The organism is Polaromonas sp. P1_F4, assembly GCF_056405675.1.
This window is the reverse complement of sequence record NZ_JBFUBP010000004.1, coordinates 294,892-309,338: the sequence shown is the minus strand read 5'-3', so window position 1 is coordinate 309,338 and position 14,447 is coordinate 294,892. Positions and strand designations below refer to the sequence as shown.

Here is a 14,447-nt window from a genome sequence, read left to right as displayed (position 1 = left end):
AACTCAAGGACAGAAGCCTTAGAACGGCAACACCAAGGGCAGGACTACTTGGCGCGCGCGCGGATTTCCGGGATGGCTTTTTTCAGGTAATAAATCATGGACCAGACCGTCAGGATGGCGGAGATCCAGATCAACCAGGTGCCCCATACGTGCGTGTTGATCACGCCGAACAGCACGCCGTCGAACAGCAGGAAAGGGATGGCAATCATCTGCACCGTGGTCTTGACCTTGCCGAGCATGTGCACGGCCACGCTTTTGGTCGCGCCAATCAGGGCCATCCACTCGCGCAGCGCCGAGATGGCAATCTCGCGGCCGATGATGATGAGCGCCACGAACACGTCGGCACGCTGCAGGTGCACCAGCACCAGCAAAGAAGCGCAGACCAGGAACTTGTCGGCCACCGGATCGAGGAAGGCGCCGAAGGAAGAAGTCTGGTTCAGCTTGCGCGCCAGAAAGCCGTCCAGCCAGTCGGTTGCGGCAAACACGACGAACATCACGGTGGCAATCAGGTTGCGCTCCGTGGGCGCCAGGTTCAGGTAGAACACCCCCACGATCAGCGGAATCGCAACGATGCGGGTCCAGGTCATCAACGTAGGGATGGTCAGAAACATGCCCCGATTTTGGCATGAGCCGTGCGGTGGTGCCGGATAGCGGTGCAAAGCACGCCAAAACAGTGCGTTCCGTTGCACAAATACATCTGAGCAAATTTCAAAGCACTGCTGCCGAAAAAAGGGCACGCAACCGATGCTGCCTCAATGCAGGGCGCGGTAGATTTCTTCGGCCAGGTCCTTCGAAATGCCATCCACCGTGGCAATGTCTTCCGCGCTGGCCGAGGCGATGCCGCGAATGCCGCCGAAGCGCTGCAACAAGCTGGCGCGCCGCTTGGGGCCAATGCCGGCAATGTCCTCAAGCTTGCTGCCGCCCACCCGCACCTTGGCGCGCTTGGCCCGCATGCCCGTGATGGCGAAACGGTGGGCTTCGTCGCGGATCTGTGCGATCAGCATCAACGCGGCTGAATCCCGCCCTAAATAGACCTTGTCACGGCCGTCCGCAAACACGAGCTCTTCGAGGCCAACCTTGCGGCCCTCCCCTTTTTCAACGCCGGCAATCAGGCCCAGGTCCAGGCCCAGTTCCCCGAACACCTCACGTGCCATCGACACTTGCCCCTTGCCGCCGTCGACCAGCACCAGGTCGGGCAGTTTGGCCTCCCCATTGCGTGCGGCTTCAGCCAGCCGGGTATAGCGGCGCATCAGCACCTGCCGCATGGCGGCGTAGTCGTCGCCTGGCGTGATGCCTTCGATGTTGTAGCGGCGGTATTCGCTGTTGACCATCTTGTGCTCCTGGAACACGACACAGGAGGCCTGTGTCGACTCACCGGCCGTGTGCGAGATGTCAAAACATTCGATGCGCAGCGTATCGAGGTTGTCGAGCGGCAAATCAAGCGCCTCGGCCAGCGCGCGCGTACGCGCCTGCTGGGAGCCCTGTTCGGCCAGCAACCGGGCCAGCTGCAGGCCGGCGTTCTTCTGTGCCATTTCCAGCCAGATGCGGCGCTGCTCGCGCGGCTGGTGAAGGGCCGTGACCTTGATCCCGGTCTGCGCGGTCAACGCCTCCATCAATTCCTTGTCCACCGGCTCGCTGCACACCAGGGTGGGTGGAACGGGTACGTCAATGTAATGCTGCGCAATGAAGGCTTCCAGCACCAGGGCCTCCAGGGACTTGCCCACAGGTACGGGCGCAGGCACCGGCGCAGCACTTTCACCGGCCGCCCCGGCTTGCGCGGCCAGCCTGGCGTCCGCATCGATCTCGGCATCCAGCGCGGAGGCATCGGTCGCGTTTTCCACATGGCTCGGAAAGTACGCCCTGTCACCCAGGTGGCGGCCGCCACGCACCATGGCCAGATTGACGCAGGCCTTGCCGCCCTGCACTTTCACCGCCAGGATGTCGACGTCCTTGTCGCCGCCGATTTCCATGGACTGCTGGTGCAGCACCTTGGACAGCGCCGACATCTGGTTGCGCAATTCCGCAGCCTGCTCAAACTCCAGCTTGTCGGCATGCACCAGCATTTTTCTCTCAAGCTCGGTGAGGATGTCCTGGGCCTGGCCTTGCAAAAAGCGCTCGGCATTGGCAGTGTCCAGCGCGTACTGCTCGGGTGACACATGGCCCACACAGGGTGCGGAGCAGCGCTTGATCTGGTACAGCAGGCAGGGCCGTGTGCGATTGTTGAACACCGTGTCTTCGCAGGTCCGAAGCCGGAACACCTTTTGCAGCAGCAAGATGGTGTCCTTCACCGCCCAGGCGCTGGGGTATGGGCCGAAGTAGCGGTGCTTTTTCTCGACTGCGCCGCGGTAGTAGGCAATGCGCGGGAACACCGCAGCCGTGGGCGAAGCACCTTCTTCGGCTGGGCGCGCACCTGTCAATTTGAGGTAGGGGTAGCTCTTGTCGTCCCGGAACAGGATGTTGAATTTCGGGTTCAGCGTCTTGATCAGGTTGTTTTCGAGCAGCAGCGCTTCAGCTTCCGAGCGCACCACCGTGGTTTCCATGCGGGCGATCCTGGTCACCATATGGCCGATGCGCGTGCCGCCGTGGTTCTTCTGGAAGTAGTTGGAGACCCGCTTCTTCAGGTTGCGCGCCTTGCCGACATACAGCACGCCGCCTTCCGCATCGAAGTAGCGGTACACGCCGGGCAAGGCGGGCAGCGCGGCAACTTCGCTGAGCAGTTGGGGGTCAAATTCGTGGGCTTTGGTCATGGGCTGAAATGGTGCAACTGGCCGTATTGTGGACAATCCTTTCATGAATCGCAGCCTGCAGTGGGACATTTTTTGCAAAGTCATCGACAACTTCGGGGACATTGGTGTTTGCTGGCGCCTGGCCGCCGACCTGGCCTCGCGCGGGCATACAGTGCGGCTCTGGGTGGATGACGCGTCCGCGCTGGCATGGATGGCCCCCGGGGGCCGTGATGGCGTGCAGGTATTTCCGTGGCCATCCGGTGAACAGCCCCTGGACCTGGACGCCGCCGACCTCGCCGGGCAACCCTGCGATGTGCTGGTTGAGGCCTTCGGCTGTGAAGTTGCTCCTGATTTCATAGCTACTTGCGCCCGACAGCATTGGGCTCGAGGTCAAAAACCTGTATGGATCAATCTCGAATACCTGTCTGCCGAGGACTACGTGGGGCGCTCCCACGCCATGCCTTCGCCGGTACAAGGCGGACCGGCTGCCGGCTGGACCAAGTGGTTTTTCTACCCGGGCTTCACGGCTGATACCGGCGGGCTGCTGCGTGAGTCAGGCCTGCAGGACAGGCAGGCAGGCTTTGACCGCGCCGGCTGGCTGAAAACCCACGGAATCCACTGGGGTGGCGAAACCCTGGTGTCCCTGTTTTGCTATGAGCCCCCCGCGCTCGAAGGCCTGCTGGCGCAATTTACGGAACACGGCTTGCAAGGAAAACCGGTGCATCTGCTGGTGGCCGCGGGGCGTGCCGCCAACGCCGTTCGTGCCCTGTATGATGATAAGAATCGGCTGCAACCCAATAAGGGCGGGCGCAAGCAGCTATCAATTTCATACCTCCCCCTGCTGACGCAAACCGGGTTTGACCACCTGCTCTGGGCCTCGGACCTGAACTTCGTGCGCGGCGAGGACTCGGTGGTGCGGGCGCTTTGGGCAGGCAAGCCTTTCGTCTGGCACATCTATCCGCAGCATGACAACGCCCACCTGGCCAAACTGCAGGCCTTCCTGGACATGCTCCAGGCGCCGCCCTCCCTGCGGGCTTTTCACACCGCCTGGAACGGCAAAACAGCGCCTCCACCCACCGCCGGCGGCCCGGCGCCCTTCCCCATTGACCTGCCGGCCTGGCAAGCAACAGCCCAGACGGCCCGCTCCCGCCTGATGGCCCAGGACGACCTGGGCACCCGGCTGCTCGGTTTCGTGACAAAAAAACGTTAAAATCATAGGCTTTGCAGAACAGCCTGAAGGTCGACCAGACTTTGGCGTCCTGCACAACCCGCCGCGGAACCTGCACACCGGTGCATGCGTTTAGCGGCCTACTCAGTGAAACTGCTATGAAAATCGCTCAAGAAATCCGCGCCGGCAACGTCATCATGAACGGCAAAGACCCGATGGTGGTGCTCAAGACCGAATACAGCCGCGGCGGGCGCAATTCCGCCACCGTGCGGATGAAGCTCAAAAGCCTGGTCGCCAACTTCAACACCGAAGTCGTGTTCAAGGCCGACGACAAGATTGATCAGGTCATTCTGGACAAAAAGGATTGCACCTACTCTTACTTCGCCGATCCGCTGTATGTCTGCATGGACTCCGAGTACAACCAGTACGAAGTCGAAGCGGAAAACATGGGCGATTCGCTCAACTACCTGCAGGACGGTATGGAACTGGAAGTGGTGTTCTACGACGGCAAGGCGATCTCGGTCGAACTGCCCACCAGCGTTCAGCGCGAAATCACCTGGACTGAACCCGCCGTCAAGGGCGATACCTCCGGCAAGGTTCTGAAACCCGCCAAGCTCGCTACCGGCTTTGAAATCGGCGTGCCGATTTTTGTGGCCCAGGGCGACCTGGTTGAAATTGACACCCGCACCGGTGAATACCGCAAGCGCGTGTAAACCCGCTTCTGCTCCCTCAAAAGGCTCCTCACGGAGCCTTTTTTTGCTTGTGCGGGCCCCAGTTCCCGAAAAGCAGCCGCCCCGCCTGATCGTTCACAATAAGCTCATGGAACAAAAACAAGACTTATCCGTCAGCCGCCTGGCCAACGCCTGGGCCGAACTGCAGGCCCACGCACGGGAAGGCACACCGCTGGAAGCCGACGCCTCGCGGCTGGCATTTGCCGACCCGGAGTTTTTGCTGCGGCGTGAAACACGCGGGATCCGCTTCCAGCTGGAACTGCTTAAACCCGACTTGGAACAGCAGGCCCATGGCATTGAAAATACCGTGGTCGTTTTCGGCAGCGCCAGGTTTCGCAGCGAGGAAGATTCGGTCACCATGGTGGCCGAAGCCGAAGCAGGAGGTGACGCCGAAACCATAGACCGCGCGCGCAAACTGGCCCGCAATGCCCACTATTACGAAAAAGCCCGCGCCTTTGGCAAGCTGGTGGCGCAGTACAGCGAGACAAAACCGCCCGAGACCAAGCTCTTCATCTGCACCGGCGGCGGCCCGGGCATCATGCAGGCGGCGAACCGGGGCGCGCACGAGGCCGGCGGGCTCAGTGTGGGCCTGGCGATTGCCCTGCCCATGGAAGAAGCGGCCAACCCTTATGTGCCGCCCGAGCTGTCATTCAAGTTCCATTACTTCGCGCTGCGCAAGATGCACTTCATGATGCGTGCCAAGGCGCTTGTGGTGTTTCCGGGTGGTTTCGGCACGCTCGACGAACTGTTTGAAGTCATCACGCTGGTGCAGACCCGCAAGGCCAAGCCGGTGCCCATCATCCTTTTTGGCAGCAGCTACTGGAAGCGCCTGCTCAACACCGACATGCTGGTGGAAGAAGGCGTGATATCGCCCAACGACCTCAAGCTCTTTCAGTATGTGGACGACGCACAGGTCGCCTGGGACCTGATCAAGGACTTTTACCGCCTGTAGGCCCGGTTTCGGGGTGGTGCCCGCCGTGGGCAGACATGCTGTCCTTGAGCAGCCACGCAGCGCGTGAACCCGCGCCTACCATGGCCCCGGTGACCCAGAAGACCCCGCCAATTCCCATCAGCGCGCCGGCGGATCCAAACAACATGGGCATCACCACGCTGGACGCATTGATCGCCATCAGGCGCAGCCCCAGCGCTTCGCCGTGGCGTGCTTCCGGTGTGATCTGGTGCAGCATGCTCATCACCATGGGTTGCACCATGCCCAGCGCAAGGCCCAACAGGATGGAGCACAGGCCCATACCGATCGCCGAATGCATCAACGGGTAGATGCCGAACAGTGCGGCTGTCGCCAGCATGGAGACCGCCAGCACCTTCCACTCGCGCAGATGGGCCGCCACCAGCGGCATCACCATGCGGATCAAAGCCGCGGCCACCGCAAACGATCCCAGGATGGTGCCTATGACCGAAGCACTGATGCCGCGCTCAAAACCCAGCACCGGCACCACAAAAGTATGGACGTCCCAGCAGGACGACAAAAACCAGTTCACCAGCATGAGGCGACGAAAGTTGGCCTGGCGCAGCAAATCCCAGGCCTTGGGCTGCACCCCGCCGCTGGCGGCGATCACCGGCGGGAGCTCCCGCGTCTTGCGTACGAGAAACCAGCAGGCCAGCGGCAGGATCGCCATCAACAAAAACGCCGCGCGGTAACCGGAAGTACTGCCCGGCACGGCACCCACATGGTCGATCAGCAGGCCGGCGGAAAAAGGCCCGATGAAATTGGACACCGCCGGACCGATGGCCAGCCAGCTGAACACCTGGCGCAACTCCAGTGCGCCGACCGCCGCACGGCCCACGTGGCGCTGCAGGGAAATCACTGCCGCGCCGGTGGCGCCGCCCGTGAGCAGCGCCGCCAGACACAGCACCGGGAACACCGGAAAGGCCACCGCAGCACCGGCTCCCAGCACCGCAGCGAACACGCTATACCGTATCGGGCGCCTGAGACCATGCCGGTCGGCGAAACGGCCGGCCGGCAGCGCCAGGAAGACTTGCGTCAGGGCAAACAATGCAAGCAGCACTCCCACCGCCGCGGGGCTGTAGCCCTCACGCAGCGCCAGCAGCGGCGCCGCCATGCGCGTGCCGGCCATGCAGGCGTGCAGGCAAATCTGCGCCACGATAAGGCGTGCAAGTTCAGGTGTCATGACGCACAGCTCATGCGGTGCGCATCAAATGTTGTCCAGGTCTTTGTCAAGCGGGTCCAATGGAAGCAGGCGGGCAGAATCGATTTCCGGCAGCGCTTCGACATTGCGCAGGGCTTTGCCCATGACACGGCTGCGCTGCTCGGCGCTGCTCAGCGTGTTGAGCACGGTTTCGGTTTGCGACTTGACCTTGGCCAGCACGTCGCCGAACTTGCCGAACTCTGTCTTCACCGCGCCTAGCACCTGCCAGACTTCGCTGGAGCGTTTTTCCAGCGCCAGCGTACGAAAACCCATTTGCAATGAATTGAGCATGGCCAGCAAGGTCGTCGGGCCTGCCAGCGTCACCCGGTGGTCGCGCTGCAGGAATTCCATCAGGCCGGGCCGGCGCAGCACTTCGGCATAGAGGCCTTCGGTCGGCAAAAAAAGAATCGCAAAATCGGTGGTGTAAGGCGGGTCTATGTATTTCTCGGAGATCGACTTGGCCTCCAGGCGTATGCGCGTCTCCAGTGCCTTGCCTGCGATTTCCGCGCCCAGCACATCGGCGCGCTGCTGCGCGTCCAGCAGGCGCTCATAGTCTTCGTTCGGAAATTTCGCGTCAATGGGCAGCCACAGAGGTTCACCCGAATCAGACCGGCCCGGCAACTTGATGGCAAAGTCGACCGGGTTCTTGCCGCCGCGGCGGGTAATAACCTGGGCCGCATACTGGTCGACGGTGAACACCTGTTCCAGCAGCGCCGACAGTTGCGCTTCGCCGAAAATGCCGCGCGTTTTCACATTGGTCAGCAAATGCTTGAGGTCGCCTACGCCTTGCGCCAGCGTCTGCATTTCGCCCAGGCCCTTGTGCACCTGTTCCAGCCGGTCCGCCACCTGCTTGAAACTTTCGCCCAGGCGAGTCTCCAGTGTCGTCTGCAGTTTCTCGTCGACCGTCTTGCGCATCTCATCGAGCTTGGCCGAATTGGTTTGCTGCAGTTGCGCCAGCTGTTTTTCCAGGGTCTCGCGCACCTCACCCATGCGCCTGGCGTTCGACTCGCTGACGGACTGCAGCTGAGTGGTCAGGGTATCCGACAGCGTTTTTTGCAGCAGGGTGAGTTGCTGCGAAAACGCGTCGATCTGCGTGTTCTGCGTACGGATCGCTTCGGCGCTTTGCTGCACCAGTGTTTGCTGGAAGGTGGCGAAGGTGGTCGCCAATTCCTGCCGGCTGCTGCGCGAGTTGTCACCGATTTCGCGCCGCAATTCGCGCTCGAGCTTGTCGTGGCCTGCCGCGATGTTCGCCAGCAGCTCGATGCGCCCCGTATCCGCTGGTTCGGCGGGCTTGCGCAGCAGCAGCCAGACCAGCAACAGCAGGTTGGCCACCAACAAGGCAATCATCAGCCAGGATTCCATCATGTGTTCATTGTCCGCTTGCTGTCTTCTTCTTGCTTATTTGCCGGCCAGTACCGCGGGGTTGAGCGGGGTCAGCGGCTTCTTGCCGCCGAAATATGCGATCAGGTTGTCGGCAGCCAGGCTGGCCATGGCAAGGCGCGTGGGAATGGTGGCGCTGGCGATATGCGGCGTCAACACCACATTGGGTACGGTCAACAAGTCGGGATGCACCTTGGGCTCGCTCTCGAACACATCGAGCCCGGCCGCTGCGATGCGCTTGCTCTTCAAGGCCGCAGCGAGTGCGGCATCGTCGACGATACCGCCGCGCGCGATGTTGATCAGGTTGGCGGTGGGCTTCATCAACGCCAGTTCTGCTGCGCCAATGGTGTGGTGGGATGAAGGCGAATATGGCAGTACCAGCACAAGGTGATCGGCCGTCTTGAGCAATTCTTCCTTGCCGACGTAGCTGGCTTTGCATTCTGCCTCCAGCGTTGCATCCAGGCGCGAGCGGTTGTGGTAAATCACCTTCATGCCAAATCCATGGGCGCCGCGTTTGGCAATGCCCTGCCCTATGCGACCCATGCCCAGGATACCCAGCGTGGCGCCGTGGATGTCGGAGCCCGCAAACATGTCGTAGCTCCATTTGGTCCATTTGCCGGCGCGCAGGTAATGTTCGCTTTCGGTCACGCGACGGGCCGTGGCCATCAGCAGTGCAAAGCCAAAATCAGCGGTGGTTTCGGTCAGGACATCCGGGGCATTGGTGGCCAGCACGCCGGCAGCGGTCATGGCGTCGATGTCGAAGTTGTTGTAGCCCACCGCCATGTTGGCGCAAATTTTGAGCCCCGGGCAGGCGGCCAGCACCTCTGCGTCGATTTTGTCGCCGCCCGTGGTGAAGGCGCCGTCCTTTCCCTTGAGGCGCTCGGTGAGCTGGGCCTTGGACCAGGTCTCGTCGGCCTGGTTGGATTCGACCTCGAAATACTGTTCCAGGCGGGCGATGACTTCGGGGAATACGGCGCGTGCGACGAGGATTTTGGGTTTGGTCATGGTGTTTTCACAAGTGATGCGGGAGCAGGTACTTCCGTCCCGGTGGGGGAATGCATTGCGGACGTCGCCGGTGCGGTCGCTGCAATCTTTCGGGCACGGGGAGCGTCAGGATGCCAGCCAAGCACGGCCAGCAAGACAAAAAATCCGGCCACATAGCCCAGCGCCACATGCCAGCCGCCCTTGATCCAGGCGCCAACCGACTTGGCCTCGGGGTACATATTCGACAGGGCCACGCCAGCGGAGGAGCCAAACCACAGCATGCTGCCGCCAAAGCCGACGGCGTATGCCAGAAAGCCCCAGTCGTAGCCGCCCTGGTGCAGGGCCAGGGCCGTGAGCGGAATGTTGTCAAACACCGCACTCACAAAACCCAGGCCGAAAGCAGTTTGCCAGCTGGCGGCCGGCAAATGCTGCACCGGCATCATGGAAGCGCAAAGCACCAGCGACAGCAGAAACACACTGCCGCGTGCGGCGTCAGGCAACAAGCGCCAGTCAGGCCGGCGCCAGGGTGTGGTCAGTGCGATAGCCACCCATACCGCGATGCCGATCACCGGCAGTTGCTCCAGCACCGCCGGATCGCGCAGGTTGAAATACACATTGGCAGCTACTGCCGACAGCAGAATGATGGCGACGATGCCCAGCCGGGCCCAATGCAGATGCGCGCCAGCAGCGGCGTCCTTCATGATGGGCTGCAGCGCGTGCTGCTGGCGCGCAGCGATCACGCCGAAGATGCCCAGCGCCACCAATGCGCCGACATAGGACTCGAAGACCTGGCCCGGCGAAACCCCGGCAATCCACATCATGGTCGTGGTGGTGTCTCCCACCACACTGCCCGAACCGCCCGCGTTGCTGGCGGCCACGATGGCAGCCAGGAAGCCGATATGAATGCGCTTGCGGTACAGCGCAGATGCCATGGTGCCACCTATCATGGCCGCCGCGATATTGTCAAGAAAACTGGAGATCACGAAGACCAATACCAGCATCACAAAGCCGCCTTTCCAGTCGTCGGGCAGATAGCGCGGCAGCAGTGCGGGGATACCGCTTTTTTCAAAATGATCAGACAACAGCGCAAAGCCCAGCAACAGGCCCAGCAAGTTGCCGAGCGTCACCCACTCGTGCGCGAGCAATTGCAGCAGGCCGCCCATACCAGGCACGCCTGAAAAATCACCCAGCGCGAGCTTGTAAAGCGTGATGACCGCCAGGCCCGCCAACGCCACCTTGAGCGTGTGATGGTGGAACACTGCAACGCCGAGCAGCGTCAGGCCAAACAATACGAAATCAATGGGAACGCCTGCAATGGTCACGCGCGGGTTTTCAAGATAAGCCAGGTAGGCTGTCGATTATGCAGGCGAGGCGATTTCAAACACCTGCCGCAAATAGGCCAGGTATTTTTCGTCGTCGCACATGTTCTTGGAAGGTGTGTCAGACAGCTTGGCCACGGGTTGGCCGTTGCACCGGATCATCTTGATGACGATCTGCAGCGGCTCGTAGCCCAGATCATTGGTGAGGTTGGTGCCGATGCCGAAGGCCAGCTGGCAACGCCCCCTGAACTGCTGGAACAGCTCGATGGTGCGCGGTACCGTCAGTCCGTCGCTGAAAATCAGCGTCTTGGTCTGCGGGTCGACCCGGTTCTTGGTGTAGTGCGCAAGCATGCGCTCGCCCCACTGGAACGGGTCGCCGCTGTCGTGGCGGGCGCCGTCAAACAGCTTGCAGAAGTACATGTCGAAATCGCGCAGGAAGGCACTCATGCCGTAGACGTCCGACAGCGCGATCCCGAGGTCGCCCCGGTATTCCTTGGCCCATGACTCGAAGCCAAAGACCTGGCTGTCACGCAGACGCGGCCCCAGCGCCTGGCAGGCCTGCAGGTATTCATGCGCCATGGTGCCTAGCGGCGTCAGGCCGAGCTTCATGGCAAACAGCACGTTGCTGGTGCCGGCGAACTGGCCACCCGCCCCCGTACCCAGGCGCGTCACCAAGGTGCGCAGCACTTCTTCGTGCCAGGCTTTGCCAAACCGGCGGCGTGTGCCGTAATCGGCGATCTTGAGCGTTCGCAGGCCCTGTGTCTGCAGCTCGCCAATTTTGGTCTCCAGGCGCTTGCGGCCTTCGGCCAGGTCCACCTTCTTTTGCGTGTTGCGAAAGTAGACCTCGTTGATGATGGCCAGCACCGGAATCTCAAAGAGGATGGTGTGCAGCCAGGGCCCCTTGATGGACACGTCGATCTCGCCCGAAGGCAAGGCCGTGACGCTGACGTATTTTTCATTGAGCCGGAAGATGCCGAGGAAGTCGACAAAATCGCTCTTGATGAAGCGCATGGCCTTGAGGTAAGCCAGCTCGGCGTCCTGGAAACGCAAGCTGCACAGGCCACGGATTTCTTCGCGTATCTCAGTCACATAGGGTGCCAGATCACCGATGCCCGGTGCGCCGGCGTTGCGGCACTTGAAGCGGTATTCCACCTCGGCGCCCGGAAACTGGTGCAAGACCACCTGCATCATGGTGAACTTGTACAAGTCGGTGTCTAGCAGGCTGGTGATGATCATGGGGAACGCTTGAGGGCCGCAGCGCCAGGGCGCCTTGGCGGTTAATCAGATGAACAGGCCCGGCGCCAATGCCGCACCGGGGCCTTCTTCAACTCGCGCTGGCTCAGGTACCGAGAAAATCCACTTCAAACAGCAAGGTGGCGTTCGGTGGAATCACGCCACCGGCGCCGCGCGCACCATAGCCCAGCTCCGCCGGAATGACGAGGCGGCGCGTACCACCCACCGACATGCCTTGCACGCCTTCGTCCCAGCCGCGGATCACCTGCCCTGCGCCAAGGGAAAACTCGAAAGGCTGGCCGCGGTCCTTGCTGGAGTCGAACTTGGCGCCCTGGACGCCGTTGTTATAGAGCCAGCCGGTGTAATGAACCTTGACATGCTGCCCCGCCTTGGCGATGGCACCGGTGCCCAGCACGGTGTCTTCGTATTGCAGGCCGGAAGGTGTGGTGGTGAGATTCATGATGCGGTCCTTCTAAAACAGGTGAAAACAAAAAAAATAGAGCCCAGACAGGCAAAAAAGAATCGCGTCTTTTCGCGAATCCCTGACTTTACCCGCAACACCTAAACCAGCCGGCGCGTGCGGGGATGCAGTAGCGCCGCCTCTAGCTTCTAGTCAAGCCATGTGGTGAATTCCGAAGCCGGCACCCGCGGCGTACGGAAGGTGTTGACGAGCGCCGTTTCATCGGCATAACCCAGCGCCATGCCGCACACCAGCATTTCACCCTCACCCGCGCCGATGTGCGGGAGGATGATCCGGGAAAAGCCGTTCCAGGCTGCTTGCGGGCAGGTGTGCAAGCCCAGGCCGCGTGCGGCCACCATGAGGCTCTGCATGAACATGCCGTAGTCCACCAGTGAACCCCGGCCCATCACGCGGTCCAGCGTGAACATCAGGCCCACAGGCGCGTCGAACAGCTGGAAGTTGCGGTGATGCTGCGCATGCATCTTGTCCTTGTCACCCTTGGTGATGCCCAGCAGGCCGTAGAGGCCCCATCCGTTTTCGCGGCGGCGGTCGATATAGGGCGAGACCCACTTTTCAGGGTAGTAGTCGTATTCCTCTTTGTAGTCGGCGGCCAGCGCGGGGTTGGCGTATATCGCATCATGGGCCTGACAGACTTTTTCCACCAGCATGTCCCGGCTGGTGCCCTGCAGCACATAGACCTTCCAGGGCTGGGTGTTGGTGCCAGAAGGCGCGCGGCTGGCCACTTCCAGCAGGTGGGCGATGGTCTCGCGCGGTACCGGTTTGGGTAAAAACTGGCGTATCGACTGGCGGCTGACGATGGCTTCATCTACAGCATTGCGTGCATCGCCTGCGCGGCGCGGGGTGATATAGGGAAGCACGGGCGGTGCCTGGGTCATCGGAGGGTCTCCAGTACAGAAAGCAGTTCGGGGGGCAGCGGCGCAGGCCGGCGCGTGACGCGGTCGACATACACATGGATGAAATGGCCCCGGGCCGCGCACGGTGCACCCTCATCGCCGGGGAACAGGGCCACCTCGTAGCGCACGCTGGACGAGCCGACGTGTGCCACACGGATGCCTGCGACCACCGGCTCCGGAAAAGCCAGCGGCGCGAAGTAGTTGCATTGGGTTTCGATCACCAGGCCGATCACGCTGCCGGTGTGGATGTCGATGGCGCCGCGCTCAATCAGGAGGCCGTTGACGGCGGTATCGAACCAGCTGTAGTAAACGACGTTGTTGACGTGACCGTAAACATCGTTGTCGGACCAGCGGGTGCCTATGTCGCGAAAGGCTTTATAGGCGCTACGGGCTTCAGCCTGCGGGCGTGTCGGGGAGGTCATGAGGACCTATTTTGCCAGCGTGAACCTGGCCGGGCTCAGGATGGGATTTTGGGCTGCCGGGAGGCCTGATCGGAAGCGGCTCGCGCCCCAGCAATTCCGGCAAGCGATTGGGTGAAGGCACGTTGTCCCGCTGCAGCAAAATCCAGTGCCCATACGAGAAAGGCGAAAAGTGCAGGACGTCACACACATGCGCGCCCAGGCGTGCCGCCCAGTTGGGCGTTGGAATCTGCAGCGCAGGGATGGCCGTGTAGTCGGCGCGAAGCTCACGCAGGTACTCCGCGTAACCGTAACGGCGAATGCCGCCGAGTTCAACCTCGCGGTGGCCCGCCAGGGAAGAAAGAGCCGCAAGCGCAGCAAACGCTTTCCCAAGATCGGTGGCAGCCATCGCCGCAATACCGCCGCGCGCACCGCGCGGAATAAATTGCACTGGCGAGCGCGACAAGCCGCGCAGCCAGCGGGCGCCAAAGCCGCCCTCACCGTCGAGCAAAGAGGGCCGTACGATGGCGTAATCGCTGCCAGATGCCGCGATGGCATGCTCGCCCAGCAGCTTGCTCGACAAAAACCGGCTTTTGGCGCCTGCGTGCAAGCCCAGGGCCGAGGTATGAATCAGCCGAATGCCGGCGCCGGCGCAAGCGACGGCCAGCGCCGCCGGTGCGCGGTGATGCACATGGTCATACGACTCATTCGGCCGCTGGCGCAGGATGCCCACGCAATTGACGACCACGTCCACATCCTTCAGCAGGGTTGTCCACGCATCGGGCTGCAACAGCTGCTCAAAGCGCACAGGGCGCAAGACAGCAAAAGGATAGGCCTCTTCGTGGCGCGAAGGATGGCGGCTGCCGATCGAAACCTGCGCGCCCGACGTGTGCAGCGCCGCGACGGCATGGCGGCCGATAAAGCCAGTGCCGCCCAACACGAATACGCGGAGGGCGTGGGCAGCAT

Annotated in this window: 14 protein-coding genes; 3 read left to right on the top strand and 11 right to left on the bottom strand. The window is 61.9% G+C overall.

What is annotated here, in order from left to right; translation table 11 throughout:
* Positions 1-44: 44 nt before the first annotated feature.
* Together pgsA and uvrC are read right to left on the bottom strand one after the other, a co-directional pair.
* Complete coding sequence (gene pgsA / locus AC1DYQ_RS11240; protein ID WP_457278826.1) at positions 45-611, bottom strand: CDP-diacylglycerol--glycerol-3-phosphate 3-phosphatidyltransferase; 567 nt, start codon at positions 609-611, stop codon at positions 45-47.
* A 141-nt stretch (positions 612-752) separates the two neighbouring features.
* On the bottom strand, positions 753-2,747 hold the full coding sequence (gene uvrC / locus AC1DYQ_RS11235; protein ID WP_477686858.1) for an excinuclease ABC subunit UvrC: 1,995 nt from the start codon (positions 2,745-2,747) through the stop codon (positions 753-755).
* Positions 2,748-2,790: 43 nt separating this feature from the next.
* Between uvrC and earP the strand changes: the two genes are divergently transcribed.
* From earP to AC1DYQ_RS11220, 3 genes are all read left to right on the top strand, one after another.
* Positions 2,791-3,936: an elongation factor P maturation arginine rhamnosyltransferase EarP gene (gene earP, locus AC1DYQ_RS11230; RefSeq protein ID WP_477686857.1), complete on the top strand. Its 1,146-nt coding sequence runs from the start codon at positions 2,791-2,793 to the stop codon at positions 3,934-3,936.
* A gap of 116 nt (positions 3,937-4,052) precedes the next feature.
* Positions 4,053-4,607 carry an elongation factor P gene (gene efp, locus AC1DYQ_RS11225; protein ID WP_457278830.1) on the top strand — a complete coding sequence of 185 codons (555 nt, stop codon included), beginning with the start codon at positions 4,053-4,055 and terminating at the stop codon, positions 4,605-4,607.
* A 106-nt stretch (positions 4,608-4,713) separates the two neighbouring features.
* The gene (locus AC1DYQ_RS11220; protein ID WP_457278831.1) at positions 4,714-5,577 is read left to right on the top strand and encodes an LOG family protein; all 864 of its coding nucleotides are present in this window, start codon (positions 4,714-4,716) and stop codon (positions 5,575-5,577) included.
* Here AC1DYQ_RS11220 and AC1DYQ_RS11215 read toward each other — a convergent pair.
* The 9 genes from AC1DYQ_RS11215 to AC1DYQ_RS11175 form a co-directional block, all read right to left on the bottom strand.
* Positions 5,555-6,775, bottom strand: coding sequence for an MFS transporter (locus AC1DYQ_RS11215; RefSeq protein WP_477686856.1), 1,221 nt, complete (start codon positions 6,773-6,775; stop codon positions 5,555-5,557). The two genes, AC1DYQ_RS11220 and AC1DYQ_RS11215, sit on opposite strands and share 23 nt — an antisense overlap.
* A gap of 24 nt (positions 6,776-6,799) precedes the next feature.
* The gene (locus tag AC1DYQ_RS11210; protein ID WP_477686920.1) at positions 6,800-8,155 is read right to left on the bottom strand and encodes a DNA recombination protein RmuC; all 1,356 of its coding nucleotides are present in this window, start codon (positions 8,153-8,155) and stop codon (positions 6,800-6,802) included.
* Positions 8,156-8,191: 36 nt separating this feature from the next.
* Positions 8,192-9,178, bottom strand: a complete 987-nt coding sequence (locus AC1DYQ_RS11205) for a 2-hydroxyacid dehydrogenase (protein WP_477686855.1) — start codon at positions 9,176-9,178, stop codon at positions 8,192-8,194.
* Positions 9,175-10,479 (bottom strand): citrate transporter, encoded by a 1,305-nt coding sequence (locus AC1DYQ_RS11200; RefSeq protein ID WP_477686854.1) that lies wholly within the window; start codon positions 10,477-10,479, stop codon positions 9,175-9,177. The genes AC1DYQ_RS11205 and AC1DYQ_RS11200 overlap by 4 nt, the downstream gene beginning before the upstream one ends.
* Positions 10,480-10,515: 36 nt before the next feature.
* A complete protein-coding gene (gene pncB, locus AC1DYQ_RS11195) occupies positions 10,516-11,712 on the bottom strand; it encodes a nicotinate phosphoribosyltransferase (RefSeq protein ID WP_477686853.1) in 1,197 nt (398 codons plus the stop codon).
* Positions 11,713-11,815: 103 nt separating this feature from the next.
* Positions 11,816-12,169 (bottom strand): FKBP-type peptidyl-prolyl cis-trans isomerase, encoded by a 354-nt coding sequence (locus AC1DYQ_RS11190; RefSeq protein ID WP_457278836.1) that lies wholly within the window; start codon positions 12,167-12,169, stop codon positions 11,816-11,818.
* A 149-nt stretch (positions 12,170-12,318) separates the two neighbouring features.
* Positions 12,319-13,065, bottom strand: coding sequence for a nitroreductase (locus tag AC1DYQ_RS11185; protein ID WP_477686852.1), 747 nt, complete (start codon positions 13,063-13,065; stop codon positions 12,319-12,321).
* Positions 13,062-13,505, bottom strand: a complete 444-nt coding sequence (locus AC1DYQ_RS11180; RefSeq protein WP_477686851.1) for an acyl-CoA thioesterase — start codon at positions 13,503-13,505, stop codon at positions 13,062-13,064. The genes AC1DYQ_RS11185 and AC1DYQ_RS11180 overlap by 4 nt, the downstream gene beginning before the upstream one ends.
* A complete protein-coding gene (locus tag AC1DYQ_RS11175; protein ID WP_477686850.1) occupies positions 13,477-14,421 on the bottom strand; it encodes an NAD(P)H-binding protein in 945 nt (314 codons plus the stop codon). The genes AC1DYQ_RS11180 and AC1DYQ_RS11175 overlap by 29 nt, the downstream gene beginning before the upstream one ends.
* Between the last annotated feature and the right edge of the window lie 26 nt (positions 14,422-14,447).

Bases quoted from the DNA above. Each gene is read 5' to 3' on its own strand.
- pgsA (WP_457278826.1), bottom strand. From the start codon at position 611: ATGTTTCTGACCATCCCTACGTTGATGACCTGGACCCGCATCGTTGCG.
- uvrC (WP_477686858.1), bottom strand. From the start codon at position 2,747: ATGACCAAAGCCCACGAATTTGACCCCCAACTGCTCAGCGAAGTTGCC.
- earP (WP_477686857.1), top strand. From the start codon at position 2,791: ATGAATCGCAGCCTGCAGTGGGACATTTTTTGCAAAGTCATCGACAAC.
- efp (WP_457278830.1), top strand. From the start codon at position 4,053: ATGAAAATCGCTCAAGAAATCCGCGCCGGCAACGTCATCATGAACGGC.
- AC1DYQ_RS11220 (WP_457278831.1), top strand. From the start codon at position 4,714: ATGGAACAAAAACAAGACTTATCCGTCAGCCGCCTGGCCAACGCCTGG.
- AC1DYQ_RS11215 (WP_477686856.1), bottom strand. From the start codon at position 6,775: ATGACACCTGAACTTGCACGCCTTATCGTGGCGCAGATTTGCCTGCAC.
- AC1DYQ_RS11210 (WP_477686920.1), bottom strand. From the start codon at position 8,155: ATGGAATCCTGGCTGATGATTGCCTTGTTGGTGGCCAACCTGCTGTTG.
- AC1DYQ_RS11205 (WP_477686855.1), bottom strand. From the start codon at position 9,178: ATGACCAAACCCAAAATCCTCGTCGCACGCGCCGTATTCCCCGAAGTC.
- pncB (WP_477686853.1), bottom strand. From the start codon at position 11,712: ATGATCATCACCAGCCTGCTAGACACCGACTTGTACAAGTTCACCATG.
- AC1DYQ_RS11190 (WP_457278836.1), bottom strand. From the start codon at position 12,169: ATGAATCTCACCACCACACCTTCCGGCCTGCAATACGAAGACACCGTG.
- AC1DYQ_RS11185 (WP_477686852.1), bottom strand. From the start codon at position 13,065: ATGACCCAGGCACCGCCCGTGCTTCCCTATATCACCCCGCGCCGCGCA.
- AC1DYQ_RS11180 (WP_477686851.1), bottom strand. From the start codon at position 13,505: ATGACCTCCCCGACACGCCCGCAGGCTGAAGCCCGTAGCGCCTATAAA.